10 protein-coding genes and 3 riboswitches are annotated in these 18535 nt (G+C 58.5%); all 10 genes read left to right on the top strand.

Features of this window, described 5'->3' with window-relative positions:
• The first annotated feature begins 231 nt into the window (after positions 1-231).
• Positions 232-1926 (top strand): proline--tRNA ligase, encoded by a 1695-nt coding sequence (locus CDO73_RS08685; RefSeq protein ID WP_088488127.1) that lies wholly within the window; start codon positions 232-234, stop codon positions 1924-1926.
• 77 nt (positions 1927-2003) lie between these two features.
• Positions 2004-2094: riboswitch (cyclic di-GMP riboswitch) on the top strand.
• Positions 2095-2448: 354 nt separating this feature from the next.
• Positions 2449-3105, top strand: a complete 657-nt coding sequence (locus CDO73_RS08695; RefSeq protein ID WP_088488129.1) for a class D sortase — start codon at positions 2449-2451, stop codon at positions 3103-3105.
• A gap of 63 nt (positions 3106-3168) precedes the next feature.
• Positions 3169-3309, top strand: coding sequence for an LPXTG cell wall anchor domain-containing protein (locus CDO73_RS27435; protein WP_373446976.1), 141 nt, complete (start codon positions 3169-3171; stop codon positions 3307-3309).
• Between the two features lie 522 nt (positions 3310-3831).
• Positions 3832-3916, top strand: a riboswitch (cyclic di-GMP riboswitch).
• 72 nt (positions 3917-3988) lie between these two features.
• Positions 3989-4072, top strand: a riboswitch (cyclic di-GMP riboswitch).
• Between the two features lie 13 nt (positions 4073-4085).
• Positions 4086-4904: a transglutaminase family protein gene (locus CDO73_RS08705; protein WP_088488130.1), complete on the top strand. Its 819-nt coding sequence runs from the start codon at positions 4086-4088 to the stop codon at positions 4902-4904.
• Between the two features lie 165 nt (positions 4905-5069).
• Positions 5070-7121, top strand: a complete 2052-nt coding sequence (locus tag CDO73_RS08710; protein ID WP_256972621.1) for a methyl-accepting chemotaxis protein — start codon at positions 5070-5072, stop codon at positions 7119-7121.
• Between the two features lie 75 nt (positions 7122-7196).
• Positions 7197-7940 carry a LytR/AlgR family response regulator transcription factor gene (locus CDO73_RS08715; RefSeq protein ID WP_088488131.1) on the top strand — a complete coding sequence of 248 codons (744 nt, stop codon included), beginning with the start codon at positions 7197-7199 and terminating at the stop codon, positions 7938-7940.
• On the top strand, positions 7937-9226 hold the full coding sequence (locus tag CDO73_RS08720) for a sensor histidine kinase (protein ID WP_088488132.1): 1290 nt from the start codon (positions 7937-7939) through the stop codon (positions 9224-9226). Before CDO73_RS08715 ends, CDO73_RS08720 begins: the two co-directional genes overlap by 4 nt.
• Positions 9227-9365: 139 nt before the next feature.
• Entirely contained in the window at positions 9366-11495 is a 2130-nt protein-coding gene (locus tag CDO73_RS08725; protein ID WP_179218636.1) for a serine hydrolase domain-containing protein, read from the top strand.
• A gap of 511 nt (positions 11496-12006) precedes the next feature.
• Positions 12007-16266: a TerB N-terminal domain-containing protein gene (locus CDO73_RS08730; RefSeq protein ID WP_179218637.1), complete on the top strand. Its 4260-nt coding sequence runs from the start codon at positions 12007-12009 to the stop codon at positions 16264-16266.
• Between the two features lie 790 nt (positions 16267-17056).
• On the top strand, positions 17057-18535 hold a 1479-nt coding region (locus tag CDO73_RS08740; RefSeq protein ID WP_088488135.1), incomplete at its 3' end, for an ATP-binding protein.

An 18535-nucleotide genomic window follows, 5' to 3' on the forward strand; every position in this document is an offset into this window, starting at 1 on the left:
CGAGCTGCGGCGCTCCATACGCCGCCGGTCGTCCTCGTTACCGGACTTCGAGCCTTTTCGCGCGGCTTTTTTCGGCTTCGGCCTCCGCATGCGAGAAGGGAACCAGGGTGGTACCGCGAGCCTCATTCGTCCCTATACGAATGAGGCTTTTTTGCGTTTGCCGCATCGGCCCGGTTCATGTCCCGTACTCGGATCGTTCGCTTATCCCCTAATTTTGAAGGAGAGATTTCCATGAAACAAAGTCAACTCTTGATTCCGACGCTGCGCGAAGCGCCGGCGGATGCCGAAGCGGTCAGCCACAAACTCATGCTGCGCGCCGGATTGATCCGGCAGCTGGCCTCCGGCGTGTATACGTATCTGCCGTTCGGCTTCCGCGTGCTCAAGAAAGTCCAAGAGATCGTGCGCGAAGAGATGGATCGCGCCGGCGCGCAGGAGCTGTTGATGCCGGCGATGCAGCCTGCCGAGCTGTGGCGCGAATCCGGCCGTTACGACGTATACGGACCGGAATTGATCCGGCTGAAGGATCGCCATGACCGCGAATTCGCGCTCGGTCCGACCCACGAAGAAGTCATCACGTCTTTGGTCGCGGGCGAGGTCAACTCTTACCGGCAGCTTCCGATGACGTTATATCAGATTCAGACCAAATACCGCGACGAACGCCGTCCGCGTTTCGGGCTCCTGCGCGGCCGCGAGTTCCTGATGAAAGACGCCTATTCGTTCGGGCGGAGCTGGGAAGAACTCGACGAGACGTATCGGGCGATGTACGAGGCGTACACGCGCATCTTTACCCGCGTCGGCTTGAATTTCCGAGCGGTGCAGGCGGACGCCGGAGCGATCGGCGGCGAAGGCGAAACGCATGAATTCATGGCGCTTGCGGACATCGGGGAAGATACGATCGTAGTCAGCGAGAACGGGACATACGCCGCCAATCTGGAAAAAGCGGAGATGTTCTGGGAGCGGCCGGCGGTTTCGAACGCGGAAATTCCGGCGATGACCCGGGTTCACACGCCGGGCGCGCATACGATCGAGCAGCTCTGCGAATTCTTCGGTTGCGAAGCTTCCGTCTTCGTCAAAACGATCTTGTACCGGGTCGACGGCCAAGCGGTGGCGGTCGCCGTTCGGGGAGATCGCGAAGTCAACGAGACGAAGGTGCTGAACGCGCTCGGCGGCGAAATCATCGAGCTTGCGGACGGAGCCGACGTCGAACGTCTGACCGGCGCCGCGGTCGGCTTCGCCGGACCGGCCGGCCTGAACGGCGCGAAGCTGCTGATCGACCGCGAAGTGCAAGCGATGGAATCGGCGATCGCCGGAGCGAACGAGACGGACTTCCATGTCGAGAACGCGAAGCCGGGCCGCGATTTCGAAGCGGACCTCGTCGGCGATTACCGCAATGCGGCGGAAGGCGATCTCAGTCCGGACGGCAGCGGGGCGCTGAAATTCTATCGGGGCATCGAAGTCGGGCACGTGTTCAAGCTTGGCACCAAATACAGCGAGAAGCTCGGAGCGGATTATCTGGACGAAGAAGGACGCCGCCGCACGGCGATCATGGGCTGTTACGGCATCGGCATCTCCCGGATTCTCTCCGCCGTCGTCGAGCAGCATTACGACGAGAACGGCATCGTATGGCCGGAAGAGATCGCGCCTGCGGCCGTGCACATCATCCCGGCTTCCGCCAAAGACGAAGCGCAGATGAAGCTGGCCGTCGAGCTGTACGAACGTTTCCGCGCGGCGGGCATCGAAGCGCTGCTGGACGATCGCGACGAACGGGCCGGCGTCAAGTTCAAAGACGCCGATCTGCTGGGTCTGCCTTATCGGATCGTAGTCGGCCGCGAAGCGGGCGAAGGTCGGGTCGAGTTCAAATCCAGATCCGCGTCGGACAAAGAAACGATGACGGCCGACCAAGCTTTCGAACGGATCGTCAAGTAAATCCAACCTATCGAACAAAAAAATATTGACAAAAAAACGGCAAATAAACTATACTCGCCTTAACCAAATAACCGACCCAATGAGAAACGCAAACCAGTCGAAAGGCTGGGACGCAAAGTCCGGAGTCTACAACGAGCACCCGCTCGTCATGACCGTCCGACCGCCGCATGCAGCATGCGGCGGTTTTTTGCGTTCATGGGCTCCATTCTTGTTCGGAGCGTCTTTCCCCCGTATCTCCTCAACAGATCGGATTGTTATCCTCCCGAAACGCGAACCGGCCCGAAACCGGAAGCGCGAAGTCCGGATTCTGCGGCGAGCCCTCGCCGATACGTTCCGACCGCCGCGAATAGCGATATTCGCGGCGTTTTTTTGTGCGTTCGATCCCGAATGCGGTTGAAATAAGCAGGAGCGTTCAATCGGGACTTGAACGCCGTTCGCGCTTTGTGCCATACTTTGAACAACTTATAAAATTCGTTTCGTCCGCAAGTTCTTGCGATCTTACGTAACAAAGGAGGAACGGCCTTGAAGAAGTGGTCTTATCTGATCATGCTGGTCGGCCTATGCATCATTCTCTATCCTTCCGTGAATAATTGGCTTGACGATCGCGCGCAAGCTCAACTTCTCAAAGAAGCCGAAGTCGAAAGCCAAAAACCGCTCGACTTGAAGCGGGTAGCCGAGACTGCCGCTGTGCCGGACTACCAGAAGATCTCGAATCTGCTGGACGAAGGAGACGACGAAACCGAGGAAGAGACCCCGCTGGATGCCGACGCGTTAAAGGACGGGCAGCTGCTGGGGATCATCCGGTATGCCAAGTTGGATATCGAGCTTCCGATCGTCGAAGGAGCGACCAAGCAGAACATGAAAAGCGCCGCGGTCCATGTGACCGGAACCCAGCTTGCCGGCATGGAAAACGGCAATATGGCGGTGGCGGCCCATCGGGCGCACAAAACGGGACGTTTGTTCAACCGTTTGGGAGAGGCCGCCGTCGGCGACTCGATCCAAGTCGAGCAGGGCGGCAAGACTTACGAATACGAAGTGGACAAGATCCATGTCGTGGAACCGACCGACGTTTGGGTGCTGAATCCGACCGAAGGGATGACGGCTTTGACGCTGATCACTTGCGATCCGATCATTAACCCGACGCATCGTCTGATCGTGCATGCCGTTCTAAAAAGCTGATCGAATAAAGCGTTCAAGCTGCCGGGCTTTCTCGGCGGCTTATTTTTTTGCGGCAATCCGTCGATCGAAGTTCCGGAAGACGAGACGCCGTCGAACGGACTTCTTCCGAAGACCGGCGAAGAATCCCGGACGCCGATCTACATGCTGGGCATGGCCGTGATCGCGCTCGGCGCAGGATTGCTCAGACGCGCGGCACGCCAATAACGCTCGGAACGAATACGGCCCTCGCTACTCGTAGCCGCTCGGAAACTCCTTGTATCCAAAGAAAAAGAACGGTATGCCAAGCACGCCCCCGGCCGGGTTTTAGACGGGCGCGTGCTTTTTTTACGATTGGCTCGTTTTGTGCGACGAATAGGTCCTGCCTTCACGAAATGTTGTAGAAATCCAGCATTTTTGCCGAAATCAGCGCTCAAACTTCGAATTGTTGCAATCATCCATCATTTTCAGCTCTATGCCAGCCAAATGAAGCGTTCATTCGAAAAATGATGGATTCTCGCAATATTTCCGCAGTCGAAACGCATTTATCCTTCGAAATGATGGATTCTCGCAACATTCCGTTTGATCGAGACGCCGATTCGGCCTATATAATAGAAGAAACAAGTTACACGGCTCAGAACCTGTCTTTTGAAATAGAAAGCGGACTTAAGAACCGAATTTTATTAAATAGGCAAAAAACGTCTTGTTAAATCGGATTTTGGTGATACTATATAACTAGTAAAAGCTTTTCGCGATAAACGGCAAACCTGCTCGAAAGACAGGGACGCAAAGCTATAGGGCCTTACCCGTCGAGGGTTGGCAGCCAGCTGCCGAAAGATAGGGCTTTTTTCTTATGTCCATTTTTTGCCCAATACGCCGATAACAACAGTAAGACCGATAAGACTAAAACGATAAATGGCAAACCTGCTCGAAAGACAGGGACGCAAAGCTACAGGGCCTTACCCGCAAGGGTTGGCAGCCAGCCGCCGAAAGGAGTTTTATCCATGCGCAAATGGATTCTCAAATTAACCCTCGCCATGAGTTTGACTGCCGGACTTCTTCCTACGGTCGCCGCACCGGCTTCCGCCGCTTCCGCAGACGCTGCGTGGTTGGATACTTCTTACTTGTCCCAAGGCGCGATCGCCGTCAGCTACAGCGCGAACACGACGAAACGCGTCAAAGTCATGATCGCCAAAGCAAGCACCGTATACACCTACGACTTGAACACTTCGAAGAAAAGCGAGACCTTCCCGCTGCAATCCGGCGCCGGTTCGTACGAAGTGACGCTGCTCGAAAATACAAGCGGTACCAGCTACAAAAAAATCGGTTCCGGTTCCGTCGAACTGGACAGCGGCAGCGAGAACAACGTCTTCCTGAACTCGGTACAAAACGTGAACTGGAAAGACGCTAAAAACGCCACCGCGCTGGCAGCCAAACTGACGGCAGGCAAAAAGACCGATAAAGAAAAAGCGCAAGCGATCTATAACTATGTCGTATCGAACGTGAAATACGATTTCGATCTGGCGAAAACGGTCGGCACGGTGTACCTGCCTTCGGCAGACGCCACGCTGGTTTCCAAAAAAGGCATCTGCTACGATTACGCTTCCCTGATGGGCGTCATGCTCAGAAGCCAAGGCATCCCGACCAAACTGGTCATGGGAAATACGACTTACGTCAAAGAATATCACGCTTGGAACGAAATCTATCTGGACGGCAAATGGTCGATCGTCGATACGACGGTTGACGCTGCTTACAAACAAGCCGGCAAATCGATCTCGTTCGTCAAAGACGCCAGCCAATACAGCGTACAAAAAGTATATTAAAAACCGGCTTCGGCCGTTTGACGAAAACTCCGCACTCGCTGCGGGGTTTTCTTTTTTTAACGACAAAAACCTACAAACTCAAGGTCGAAAAACCGAAAAAAACGGAAAGGCGACGGCCTGCCAAAAGCAAAACGGAAAATCGAGTTCAGAGGAGACGGTTGCCCCATGAAAGTCTTTCGACGTTTAACCGAGAGTTTGTTTGCCCGAATTCTCTCTATTACGGCTTTATGCATCGTGTTGTGCATGGTTGTTTCGATGATAACGGTCGGCTATATGATGATGAGTTCTTACGAAAACGTGCATCGGGAACTGCTGACGCAGGCAGCCGAAGAGAAAACGAAAGGATTGGAAATGACGATCGCTTCGCAGCAGAAGATTACGGACCAGATCGCCGACGAATTGTTTAACGTCGATTATTTCGAGAAATTGAACAAAACCGGACAATCCGCGCCCGCGGACTTCGCTCGGCTTCAGCAGAGTCTCAAAGCCAAGCTCGAACAGTCCGGCGGTCTTTATGAAAATATCTTCTTCACGTATCGGGACAAAGTGTACGTCGACGGCTTGAACGGCGTATCGCAAGGAACGGACATGCTCTCGACTTCGCCGTGGTATAAGCCCGTGCTGGACAGCGGCAAATCTCTGGTAGGCGATCTTCAGCTGTCGCCCGTTACCGGACTGCCGGCCATAGCCGTGGCTGCTCCGGTCTTGGATCCGTCGTCCGGCAAGGTGCTCAGCGTGTTTGCGCTGCCGATCAATGTTAATGTCCTGTTGAAGCAGATCACCCAACAGACGGGCGATCAAACGATCGTAACGGTGGTCACGGACGAAAAAGGACAAGTGATCGCTTCGCAAAATGCCGATCAAGTGCTGAAAGTGGACTTTTCCAAGCTGAATAACGAAAAAGGTATGAAACAGCTCGCCGTCTCGAACAGCGGAAACGGCTACGTCACCCTTGACGGTTCCCGTTATCTGGCGGCGTTCGTCAAAGACGACGTGCTCAAGATGAACGTGATCACTTACCAGCCGGTAAGCAGTTATATGAACGGATTGTACGGCATCTTGCTGACGATGGCGGGAATCACGGTTGCCGCTCTGCTGCTGGCGATCGCGGTACTGTTCTTTATCGTGCGGGGCATCGTTCGGCCGATTCAACTGGCATCCGGTCAATTGGCGCTGATGTCCGAATACGATTTTTCGCAGACCCTTTCGGAAAAGCACGCGAATCATAAAGGCGAAACCGGCGTATTGATCCGTTCGATGATTCAGATGCAGGAAAATATGAAGCAGGTCATTCAGGCCGTCGATCACGAAGTCGTCGATCTCAAAGAAGTGTCGGGCATCGTCCATACGATGTTCCGAGAAATGGACCGGGAGCTGCAAGACGTCTCCGCGACGACGCAGAACATGTCCGCGGGCTTGGAAGAAACGGCGGCGTCCACGCAGCAGATCAACGCATCGACGAACGAATTCGAGAAAGCGATCGAATCGATCGCCAAAGGCGCGGAAGACGGTTCGGCGGAAGCGGCGGTCATCAGCCGGCGCGCGGGCGAATTGAAAACGGCTCTGCAGCGCTCCGTCACGCAGACCAAGACCGTCTACGGAGATATTCAATCCGGCTTGGAAACGGCTCTGGAGAACTCCAAATCCGTCGATGCGATTCAAGCGCTCAGCGAATCCATTCTGCAAATCACGCAGCAGACGAATCTGCTCGCGCTGAATGCTTCGATCGAAGCCGCCAGAGCGGGAGAAGCGGGCCGAGGTTTCGCCGTCGTCGCGGACGAAATCCGCAAATTGGCGGACGCGTCCAAGAATGCGGCCGGCGAGATTCAGACGATCACCGGCAGCGTAACCGATTCCGTCGGCCGTTTGCAGGAGCTCACCCAACAGTTGATGGATCTGATCACGGTCAGCGTCCTGCCGGATTACGAGATGATGGACCGAACGAGCGAATCTTATCTGCAAGACGCGACTTATATGGACCGAATGGTCGCGGACTTCAGCTCGACCAGCGAACAGCTTCGGGCATCCGTCAAGAATTTGGCCGAAGCGATTCAAGAGATTTCGGTCTCCAACAACGAGTCGGCGGAAGGCACGGAAGAGATCGCGGACAAGGCGGTTACCGTGGTGAACAAAGCAAGCGGAATCGCCGAAGAAGCGCAGAAAACGAATGACAGCGCCGACCGTCTGAACCGCATGATCCGTCAGTTCAAGATTTAGATCGAATCGGCTTCGTGTTCTCCGAGCGTTCTTCCGTTTATAATAGGAAGAAAAAAGCAGAGGAGGACCGCCGTTATGTACCGTATCGCCGTTTGCGACGACGAGCCGCCGCGCCGCGAAGAAGTTCGCCGCATGCTGATCGATCTGTCGGTCAAATCGGGCATCGATTTCGAGACGACTTTATTCGCTTCGGGCGAAGAACTGCTGGCTCATTACGAGCGCGGCGGAGAGCCTTTTCATATCTGGGTGCTGGATATCGAGATGGACGGGTTGACCGGAATCGAGACGGCCCGCCGCCTTCGGGAAAAGAAGCGTCTGAGCGAACAGATCTTGTTCCTGACGAGTTACGCGGAATATATGCTGGAGAGCTTCGACGTCATCACGTTCCAGTACCTGCTCAAGCCGGTCGGCCCGGACGTTTTCGAAGAGAAGGTGCTTAAGGTCTGTCGGTACTTCGAGGAGAAAGAACGGGAGATTCTGATCGTGAAGTCGCCGGAAGGCGAGTTGGTGCTGCATCAAGACGAGATTATCGCGATCGAAGCCGCCAAGAGCCTTACGGTGAAAAACAAACTGAAGATTACGACCGAACGGGACGTGCATGAAGCCAGAGGCTTGATCTCGAGCTACGCCGAAGCGCTCAAAGAAGGCCGGTTCCTGCAAATCCATCGCTCGATCCTGATCAATCTGCCGCATGTGCATCGTTTCGCGGGCAATCGGGTGGTGATGTCCAACGGGATGGAACTGCCGATCGGACGCTCGAAAGTCAAAGAAGTCAAAGACGCCTGCACGCGCTTCATGGTAACGAGGGAAGACGCATGAGCGAATGGCTGCGGCTGTCTTTGCTTAATCTGGGCGTCACGTCGGTCATGGCCGTTCAGGCCAACTTTTATTTCAATTCCGTATTCGGACAAGGCAAAAGCAGGCCGGGCAAGCCTTATTGGATCGCGGTTTTCGTGCTGCTGACTTTCGCGTACCTGACGTTCGATTTCACGGATGTATGGTCTTCGGTGCTCGCGCTGACGATCATGCTCGTCTTCGCTCAAGGATACGGCGTGCCGCAGAAGTTGAAGGTGATGTTCGCTATATTGTATACCGTGCTGCTGACCTTGGTGAACCTGATCATGGTGTATCTGCTGAATCCGGCTCTCTATTCGGCGAGCCAAGAAAGCGGAACGGTACCCGAGCGCGCGATGATGGCGATTACGCTGCTGGTCGGGTGCATGGCGATGTTCGCGGTCATTCAAGTCATTCGTTTGGTCGTCAAAAGACGGCGATTCCCGCTCGAGTCCCGTTATGCGCTCGCTTTTCTGTGCGTGCCGATCATCAGCATCTATCTGGTGAACGTGTTTACGTTGTACAGCGAGAAGAACATTCACTATTTCTTGTCCGTATTCGGATTCATCGTGCTGAACGTGCTGGTCGTCTACGTGCTGGACGCGATGAGCGCAAGGTTTCAACTGACGCTTCAGAACGAACGGCTTCAGAGCCAGATGGACTATCAGGACGCCAATTACGAGAAGACGGTGCACAGTTTCAAAGAGATCAAACGCATCATTCACGACACGAACAAGCAGCTTCTGCTGGTGGCGGAATATATCGAGCGGGGACGGAGCGAAGACGCGCGCGAACATATCCGCACGACGTTAAGCGAGATCGATCACGCGTATCGTCGGGTGAATACCGGCAATCTGGTGGTCGACGCGCTGGTCACGAACGCGCTGAACGTAGGACACGCCAGCGGCATCCGCATGGATACCGAGCTGCGTCTGCGAGAGCCGGAACTGCCGATCGAACGGTACGATCTGTGCGTCGTGCTCGGCAATATGCTGGACAACGCCGTCGAAGCGTCCAAAGCGGTCAAAATCGCCGAAGACCGGCATATCCGCATCCAGATCCGTTCGAGCGAAGCCGCGCTGTTCGTTCGGGTGCGCAATCGAACCGACCGCGAAGTGACCGACCTGCGCAGCCGCAAATCCGACCCCGGCAATCACGGCTTCGGATTGACCAATATCGAGCGGATTTGCGACAAATACGGCGGGCATATGGCGATCGAGACCGAAGGCACGTCTTTCGACAATCTGGTCATGCTGCCTTTTCCTCAATAGACTTGGCCCTCCGAATTTGCCGTTCGGGGGTCTTTTTTTGCGTTTCGGGACGTTTCGCGTTTTAGGGCGGCGGAACGGATTATGCTGAGGACATGAAAAAGAAAGCCGTCATTACGATTCGGAGAGGACGGGGACAGAGATGACACCCACGACAAAAAGTTGGAAAAAAACGAGCGCGGCCGCTTTGGCGGCCATGATGCTGGCATTCCCGGCGTTGGCGGATCAAGGCAGCGCGTCTGCGGCGGAAACGTCGAACGCTTCGGCTGCGGCGAAAGCTCCCGAAGCATCCGTTAAAGATCAAGCCAAGCTGACGGCGCAGGAGATGGTCGAAGCGCTGATGGCGAATTACGGCGTGACCGGCGCGCAGTACGCGATTCGCGACAAAGGCAAGATCGTGCTGTCGGGGGGCATGACGCTCGACGATCAAGGCAAGAAGCAGCCGATCAGCGCAAACAGCATGTTCGGAATCGGTTCGGTCAGCAAAATGTACGTGACCGCCGCGGCGATGGCGCTGGTGGACGACGGAAAAGTCGAACTCGATCAGCCGCTGACGACTTATCTGCCCGATTTCAAAATGGCCGACGAGCGTTACAAGAAGATTACCGTACGCATGCTGATGAACCATTCGGCCGGCCTCTACGGCTCCCATTACAAGAATACGATCCTGATGAACGACAACGATACGCAGAATATCGACAGCCTGCTGGACAATATGAGCAAAGAACCTCTGAAGTCCGATCCCGGCGAATATTCCGTGTACGCCAACGACGGGTTCCAACTGCTGGAGCTGCTGGTCGAACGCGTAAGCGGGACGGAATACAGCGAGTTTCTGGCTCAACGTTTCGAAGATCCGCTGAAGCTGACCTCGACCAAGACGCCGCTCGACGAGTTCGACCGAACAAGACTCGAACCGGTCCGTCTGCCGGGCATTCCGCAGGCGCTGCCGCCGGAAAACGCGAATATCCTCGGGACCGGCGGCGTCTATTCGACGGCCGAAGAACTGACGTCTTTCTCGGAAGTGTTGAGCGGCAAACATCCGGATCTGCTGTCGAAGAAGTCGGTCGACGCGATGCTCGAGAAGGAATACCGCAAAGGCGTCTGGGTACCGGATACGAAAAATGCGTTCGGCTACGGGCTCGGTTGGGATTCGGTCGATCTGGAACCGTTCGGCGATTATAACATCCGCGCGGCGACCAAAGGCGGCGACACGATCATGTACCATTCCGCGTTGATCACGCTGCCGGACGACGATCTGTCGATCGCGTTCGTGACCGCCGGCGGATCGTCGGTGTTCAACACGACCGCGGCGACGAACGTTTTGCTGGAATATCTGAAACAGACCGGGAAGATCACGAACATTCTGCCGGAAGCGACGCATGCGAAACCGGTCAAACAAACCATGCCGGAGACGTTGAAGAAATACGCGGGGCTGTACGGAACGGTCGGCGAGACGTGGGAAGTCAAGATCGAGAACGGCGAGATCGAAATGCCCGCGCTGATGAGCGCCTTGATTCCGGCTCAAACTTACGTGTATACGGGCAACAACGAATTCACGAGCGCGGACGGACGCAGCGTATTGGGCTTCGACGAACAGACCAACGGACACACGTACATGCGCGTTCGCAGCGATATGGAGCTTCCGGGCATCGGCAGCGCGCATATGGCGTTCTACGAAGTGCAGAAGCTGGACGCCAATCCGCTGACGGCTTCGACGGCGTCCGCATGGAAACAGCGCGCAGGCAAAACGTATTACGCGCTGGACGAGAAGATCAATTCGTTCTTCTACATCGCGCCTGCCGTATTGATGAAGAAGATCGCGCTGGACGCCGAAGGCCAATACGCCAACGGCACCCGGATCGTCGATGCCGATCATGCGGTCAACGTCGCCGAGATTCCGGTCATGAACGGCCGCGACGCGTTCGATCTGACGTTCTCCCGTCAAAACGGCGCCGAATATCTGCAAGCCGACGGCCGGACTTACGTCTCCGAAGACGCGATCAGCCCGATCTATGCCGGAAAATCGGCGGTCGTGACGATCCCGGCTTCCGGAAGCGTGCGCTGGTTCAAGATTCCGGCCCAAGCGTCCGGCAAGAAGCTGACCGCCGAACTTCCGCAGGGCGCAGGCTTCGCCGTCTACGACAAGAACGGCGCGCCGGTCCACCTCTCGACGGCGATGCGAACGAATGCGGCAGAACTGCCGGAAGGCGGCATGATCGTATTCGGCGGCAAAGCGGGCGATGCGGTGAAAGTAAAACTGGAAGCGAAATAAGCTGCCTGGGCCGAACGGCTTAGACCGGAATGCGAAGATCCGATCTCCGAATAAGGGGATCGGATCTTTTTGGCGTCGAGCAAGTACAATGCAGTCTCTAACGGATCGAGGTGACGCTTAGCGGGCATTCGGAGCGGTTCTGAAATTCTAACGGAACGAGGTGACGCTTAGAATGAAAAAAGGCAGATTTTCGGCCTGAAAAGCGTCGAATCGGACGGCTAAGGAATCGACGATCCGTTAGAATTTCGAACCGGGTTATTTGGCGGCTCTAAGGGATCTACGTTCCGTTAGCGGAGCCGCTTCGGTCAGGCATCGGGCGATTTCCGGGAGCGGTTTTGCGGGGCCGCTTTCCTTGCTTGCCGGTCCCGAAAAGCGAAAACAGGTTCCCCTTTTACCTGCAAAGAAGGTTTATTGGCACGCAAACGATGGTATAATGAACGAATCGAAAAGTCAGGCAGGCCTCGCGCGCAGGATCGGGCCGTCTGTCGGAAAAGGGGCGTTAGAGGCGAACATGGGCGACTTTTTTGCAAGATCCGCGACTTATTCGTATCACCTCTATTTGAGTGCGGACGGCAGCGGCAAGTTCTGGCTCAGCGCGACGGACGGCGAAGGTCCCGTGCTGCTGCGCGACGCCCTGACGCCGCTGCCGCGCTATATGCTGCCGGAATATCGGCTTAACCGGGAAGAGACGCCGGTGCGCGCTTCGCGGCTGCTTGTCGTGCGCGATACGCTGCTCAAAGCGATCGAACGGGGCGACGCGCCCGGGCTGCACCTGCATATGGGAGACGAAGTGGAACTGGCGATGTCGGCCGATCCGGAAGGGATCGAATTGACGTTCTTCCTCGACGGAGAACGCTCTTCGTTGATCGGCAGGCTGCCGGATCAGGCGAATTATCTCGAGCCGGGATGGTTGGGACGTTTCGGCGACGCCGGTTACGAACTGATCGATCTTCCGGGCTTCGAAGAAGACGATCTGGATTGGATCGGTCGACGAATCGGCGCGGACGAATGGGAAGAACTGCTGACCGCCGCGATTCCGGCGATGCGCGAACGCGGCTTATCGGTTCGCAGCGAGATCGAATATTCGCCGAAGCCCGCGGGCCGGATCGAGATCGCGGATTGCGGCGAAGATTACGCGAGCGTGCGCGTATCGGCGGGCGAGTCCGCGCTGCGGCTGGAAGGGCTGGAAGGCTATGTGATCCAGCCGGTCGGAGCTTCGGTCCGCGACGGCGACGCTGCACGGGCCGCCGAAATTGTCGGCATGAACGAAAGATCGCCGGAAGACTTCGCGGCAGCGTCCGAAGAGGTACGGCTTGTATCCGGACTTCCCGAAGCGGCTTCGCCGGGAGCGGAAGAAGCGGCGTTCTTCATGCGACCGGCGATCGACGCCGAAGCGGCCTCGCGGCTGCTGGGCGCTGCCGAAGGCGGAACGGTGCGCGGCGAAGCGCTGGCGGAGTTCGCGCGTTTGGCCGAGCGCGAATGGGGCGCTCTGATAACAGGGGAAGGCGCGGCGAAGTTCCGCGATCTGCACCGGCTCTACGACGCGGCCGATTGGAGCTGGTCGCTCCGCGGAGGCCCGGTTCTCGAGCGCGGCGCGGGCGTCGTGCGCGCCGAGCCGGTCTTGACCGCTGGCGGGCGGCGCTTCACGGCCGCCGAGCTGACCGACGCCTGGACGCAGGGGCGTCGATATCTGCGCCTCGAGGACGGATGGATCGACCTCGAGGCGCCGGCGTTCGCCCGAAGCCTGCGCGAGCACGGCGCGGGCGGAGGGTCCGCCGGCCTGATCTCGGCCGGCTTCTCTTACCGGCAGCGCATCGGGCTGCCGGGAGAATCGGTAGCGGGCGAGCTGCCGCTCGAACTCGAAGGACCGCGGCCCGCGGAGGCCGGCGAAGAACGGCCGGCGCTCGCGCATCTGCGCTATCTGGCCGGATGGGGCATGAACGGCGGCCTGCACGGCGGAGCCGAATCTCGGCTGGACGAGATTGCCGCTTGGGCGGCGGAGACGATCGACGCTTCGCCGGATTGCCGGCTGCTTGTCGTCGGCCGGCGCGAACTGCTGATCGCGCTGGCGGAAGCGTCCGGTCTGGGCGCGCCCGCAAGCGCGATCAGCGGGGCCGACGCCTCGGAAAGCGAACGGAAGAATCCTTCGGCACGATACGAGTTCGAAACCTCCGAAGGTTTGCAGAACAATCCGTCGGCCGGATTCAGGGGAGAAGCGCCCGAGCGTTTGCGGAATGATCCGCCGGCAAACGCTTCGGTCGAACAGCCGACCCGCTCGACCGGCTCAAGCGAGTCGGAAGGCGGTTTGATTCTCGTTCCGGTATCGCTGCTTCAGCGCGCGGATTTCGAAGATCGGCTTCAGGCGGATATTCTGCTGCTGCTCGAACCCGACGCTTCGGTCCGTTCGGACGAAACGAGATTGTTCAGCAAGCTGGACGGAGCGGATGCCCGGGTGCGGATCGCCGTTTATTCGGACGAAGGCCATATGAACGACGCGCGCGTGCGCGCCGTGCAGATTCGGCTGCTGAAGCTGTACGATTCGCTGACGCGCAGCTTTCTGCTGCTGGACCCGGCCCGGGGGACTTCGTCCGTGGGCGCGCGGCCGCCGCTGCGCGATCTTCCGGCTCCGATGCCGCTGCCTTCTTGGCGCAAAGAAGGCGGCATGGCCGAACTGTTCGTCGACGAAGCCGTTCCGCAGCCGCAAGCTCCGATCCGCGGAGGCATGGCGATTCCGCCGCGCGCCGGCGGATCGGACTCGCGCTTGGGTAACGGAGCTTCGGCGAACAAGGCGAACGGAGGATGGCCGACGCCCGACCCCCGAGATACGCAGATCGCGAAGCCGCAGCCGGAGCGGCGCGCCGAATCGGAGCTTCCGGCCAAGCGCCGGCCGCCGACGTACGGCAGCGAAGCCCGGCCGGTGCGTCCCGTGCAGCAGCAGTCGGCGGAGAAAGAATTCGTGGCCGCCGCGCGGGCGAATGCGGAGCGGACCGAACCGGAAGTGCCGTTCGTTCCGTTCTCCAGCTATTGGCCGACGTATGCGGCGATGAAGCCCGAACAGGAACGCTGGTATTTCTATTGGAGAAGCCGGTTCCGGGCAGGAGAGAAAATCGAGACGGATCTGTCGTATCTGTTCATCTATGTGTACGAGCTGATCAACGGCGTAGGCTGGGAACATCCGGGCGAAGGACTGGCGGCGATGATCGCGGTCTGGGAAAGCTACCGCGCCCGCTTCCGCCGTCTTGACGGCTATATGGCCGATTGGGTGCGCGAGTTCGCGATGGTCAACGCGCTCGATCTGCCGGACTCGCCCGCGCTGGAGCAGACGGCCGGCCAGCTCAAAGGCGAACTGCTCGATCTGGAACTGGCCCGGCGTTTCGAACGGCAGCCTGCCGACCTGACTTCGGAATTGATCGCGCGGCTGTCCGATTACGATATGACGACAAGCCGTTTCTACAAAGACGCGGGCAAAAAGGCGATGCTGCGCGTGCTGCCTCATATCGTCGCGTCGATCGACGAGCATCTGACCCGCGCTCGCGGAATCCGGCTGCTCGGCTTGTTCCGTCAGGCGGACGACCGGATCACGGAACGGTATTTGTTCCGCAGCGCGGTCTACGATCCGGAAGCTTACGGCCGGACGTTCCTCGTCCGCGCGCCGAAGCTGGGTCTGCATGCGCCGCTGCGCGATTTTATGACGCAGCTGACGCGGCAGACGGAGAACGAACTGCGCGCCCGGTTCAAGTTCGGCGGACGGCTGCGCGGCATTCGCTTGGACGCGGAGATCGCGGAAGTGATCGCGGCCGCCGTAGAGCGGGAATTCGTCCCGCCGGAACAGCGAGTGCTGCCCGAACCGCCGAAGCCGCCGGAGGTCAAGTTCGATCTCGAAGAGTTGGAAAAGCTGCGCCGCGATTCGGAAGAGGTCATGCGGATGCTGACCGCCGAGCTGATGACCAGCGGGACGTGGGGAATTTCTTCGGACGGAGCAGGAGAACGCTCGGACACGGACACGGATAAGCGATCCGCAGATAGGACGGCGGGTCAAGCTTCGGCAGAGACGTCGGGCGAGGCGTCCGGCTCGAATAACGAAGCGGCTGCCGAAGCGGATCGGACGGCAGACGAGGAGCGAGAGACCGATCGTCCGCCGCAAGGCGACGGACAGTCGGCCTCGCCGCCGCACCGAGCGGATACTTCCGCCGGGAACGCTTCGGGAGCTGGGCGGACGGCCGCCGGAACCGAAGAAGCGGCCGCCGAATACGACGGCTTCGAGACGATGGAGCTTCCGCCAGATCCGGAAGACGGCTGGCCGGGCGAGATCGTGCCGGGCGCGCTGTCGTTCGAACCGGAAGCGGCCGACGGAAGCCGCGAAGCGGAACTTCGGCGGGATGACGCCGTTGCAAGCTCGAACGGAACGGAATCGAAGCAGCATCAATCCGCTTCGAGCGAAACCGCCGAAACAGCGGAGACGTCTGTGCTCGAGACATCGGCCGCTCCTGCCGGAGACGAGTGGGATACGTCGGAGCTGGACGAAGACTGGCGGGAACTGGTTCGGCGGCTCGGACCGGCCGATCGCGGCATGATCCGTGCGGTGCTGCTCCGGTCGAGCGGTGCCGAGCAGATGAGGATCGCTGCATCAATCGGCGAACTGCCGGAGACGATGATCGATCGGATCAACGAGATCGCGATGGAGACGATCGGCGACCTGCTGATCGACGGCGGCGAAGTGTTGGACGAATACGTGCCTGAGTTGGAACGCTGTATTCCTCCTTCGCTCTGAACGGAAGATCACTTCAAGCCGGAACTTTGAGTTCTTGCTCGAACTTTCCGTCTGTTCAGGCTAAGCGAACCCGGCCGCTTAAAATGTTGACCAAAAGTCAGCATTTTGAGCGAAAAACGGCAATTAATCGAAAAAAGCGAGCAAAACGTCAACATTTTGATCGCTAAAGTGCCGAAATCGCTGGATTGAGCAGAAAAAGTGGACGAAACGTCAGCATTTTCAGCGAAAAAAGGTGATTGTTCGAAAAATGTGAGCGAGAGCTAAACATTTACCGGCGGCCCGAAGCAAGAAGAAAATTTGCCGAGTCCGAATTTTCGCTTAACGGGAACGGGACATTAAAAAAATCGAAAAACGGCCGATAAACGGGAAGCAAGCCGATCCGTTTGCTCGAAAGCCGATCGCGATCGGACGTCGCAGAGCCGGTGTCTGATTCGGACGGCGAGAGCGATGTTCGCGAAGCGGTTTGCCGCGCGAAAAATAAGAACGGACCGCAGCCCGAGATCGGCAGTCTGTGGTATAGTGTGGGCGGGACGGTTCGCAGAAGCGGCGGTCCTGCCTTTTATCTTCCGGTATTTTCCGGTCGTCCCCGTTTCCCTCCGCCGCATCGCAACGAGGCGGCAGAACTCTTCGTTCGCTCCGCGCCCGTATCGCCGAAGCGTCTTCCGTACCTTTTCCCGGGCAAAAGAAAGGGAGGTTCGGCTGCGTGGCGGCAATCGCGAAGTAAATGAAGAAAAGGCAGCAGGGAATCGGGCAGCAGGAGAAGGCAAGCAACATTCGGAGGTGACTGAACGTGAATCAAACGAAAATTCCCAAGCGGATCTCTTCGGCGTTGGTAAACTCGCTGAGTGCGGGCGTGGTGCCGCGGATCGGGCTTGAATATATAGCGGTCGGACGCAAACCGGAGATCGAATCGGTGCTGCGGGAGCTGGGCAACGTGGCCGAAGGCGGCGCGGCGTTCAAGCTGATTACGGGCCGGTACGGCAGCGGCAAAAGCTTCCTGATCCAGATTCTGCGCAACTACGCGATGGATCGCGACTTCGTCGTGGCCGACGCGGATCTGTCGCCGGAGCGGCGGCTGGTCGGCACGAAAGGGCAGGGCCTCGCGACGTACCGCGAGCTGATGACCCATCTGTCCACGCGCACGCGTCCGGACGGCGGAGCGCTGGAAGCGCTGCTGCAAAAGTGGTTCGCTTCGCTTCAGCAGCAGGCGATGGCGGAGTTGGGACTGCGTCCCGACGACGAGCAGCTTCAGGTCGAAGTGGAGCGGCGGATCTTCGAAGTGACGGGCAACATGGAACATATGGTGCACGGCTTCGATTTCGCGCGGGTGCTGTCGGCGTATTGGAACGGCTATAAGTCGTCCGACGACGAGCAGAAGCAGAACGCGCTGCGCTGGCTGCGGGGCGAGTTCCCGACCAAGACGGAAGCGCGCCGCGAGCTGGGCGTCGGGGTCATCATCGACGACGACAACTGGTACGATTATATGAAGCTGTGGGCGGAATTCATGTCGCGGATCGGTTATAAAGGGCTGCTGCTCTTTATCGACGAAGGCGTGAATCTGTACAAGATCACGAATACCGTATCGCGGCAGAGCAACTACGAGAAGCTGCTGACGATCTTCAACGACACGATGCAGGGCAAAGCGCAGCATCTCGGCATCTTCCTCGGCGGCACGCCGCAGTTCGTGGAAGACCAGCGCCGGGGGCTGTTCAGCTACGACGCGCTGCGTTCGCGTCTGGTCGCGGGGCGTTTCGGCGAAGGCGCGGGCATGCTGCATTATGCGGGTCCGATTCTCCGGCTCGAAATGCTGTCGCACGCGGAGATTCTCGTGCTGCTGGAGAAGCTGCGCGATCTGCACGCTTCGCATTACGGCTACGAAGCGGCGCTGGATCAGCGCCAGCTGATGCGTTTTATGGAATCCGAGCTGGGCCGGATGGGCGCCGACGCGCTGCTGACGACCCGCGAAGTCGTGCGCGACTTCATGGACCTGCTCAATACGCTCCATCAGTATCCGGAGCGCGGATTCGACGAGCTGCTGCCCGACGTGCTCGGCCGCTCCGCGCCGAGCGGCGCTTTCGCCGGCCTTAGCGGCGGCTCGGGCGGAGCTCCTCGCGGCGCAGCCGACGTCGGCGCGGCAGAGCAGCCCGGCGCGCTAAGCTCGCCCGGCGGGGGGACCCCCCCAGCGACGCGCTACGGGGCCGGACGCGGGCAGGGGGGGTGCAGCGCGGGCACAGCGTGGGGAGGGAACGAGGGTGGAGCGCAGAGGTGG

This window comes from Saccharibacillus sp. O23 (assembly GCF_002205895.1).
Classification (GTDB): domain Bacteria; phylum Bacillota; class Bacilli; order Paenibacillales; family Paenibacillaceae; genus Saccharibacillus.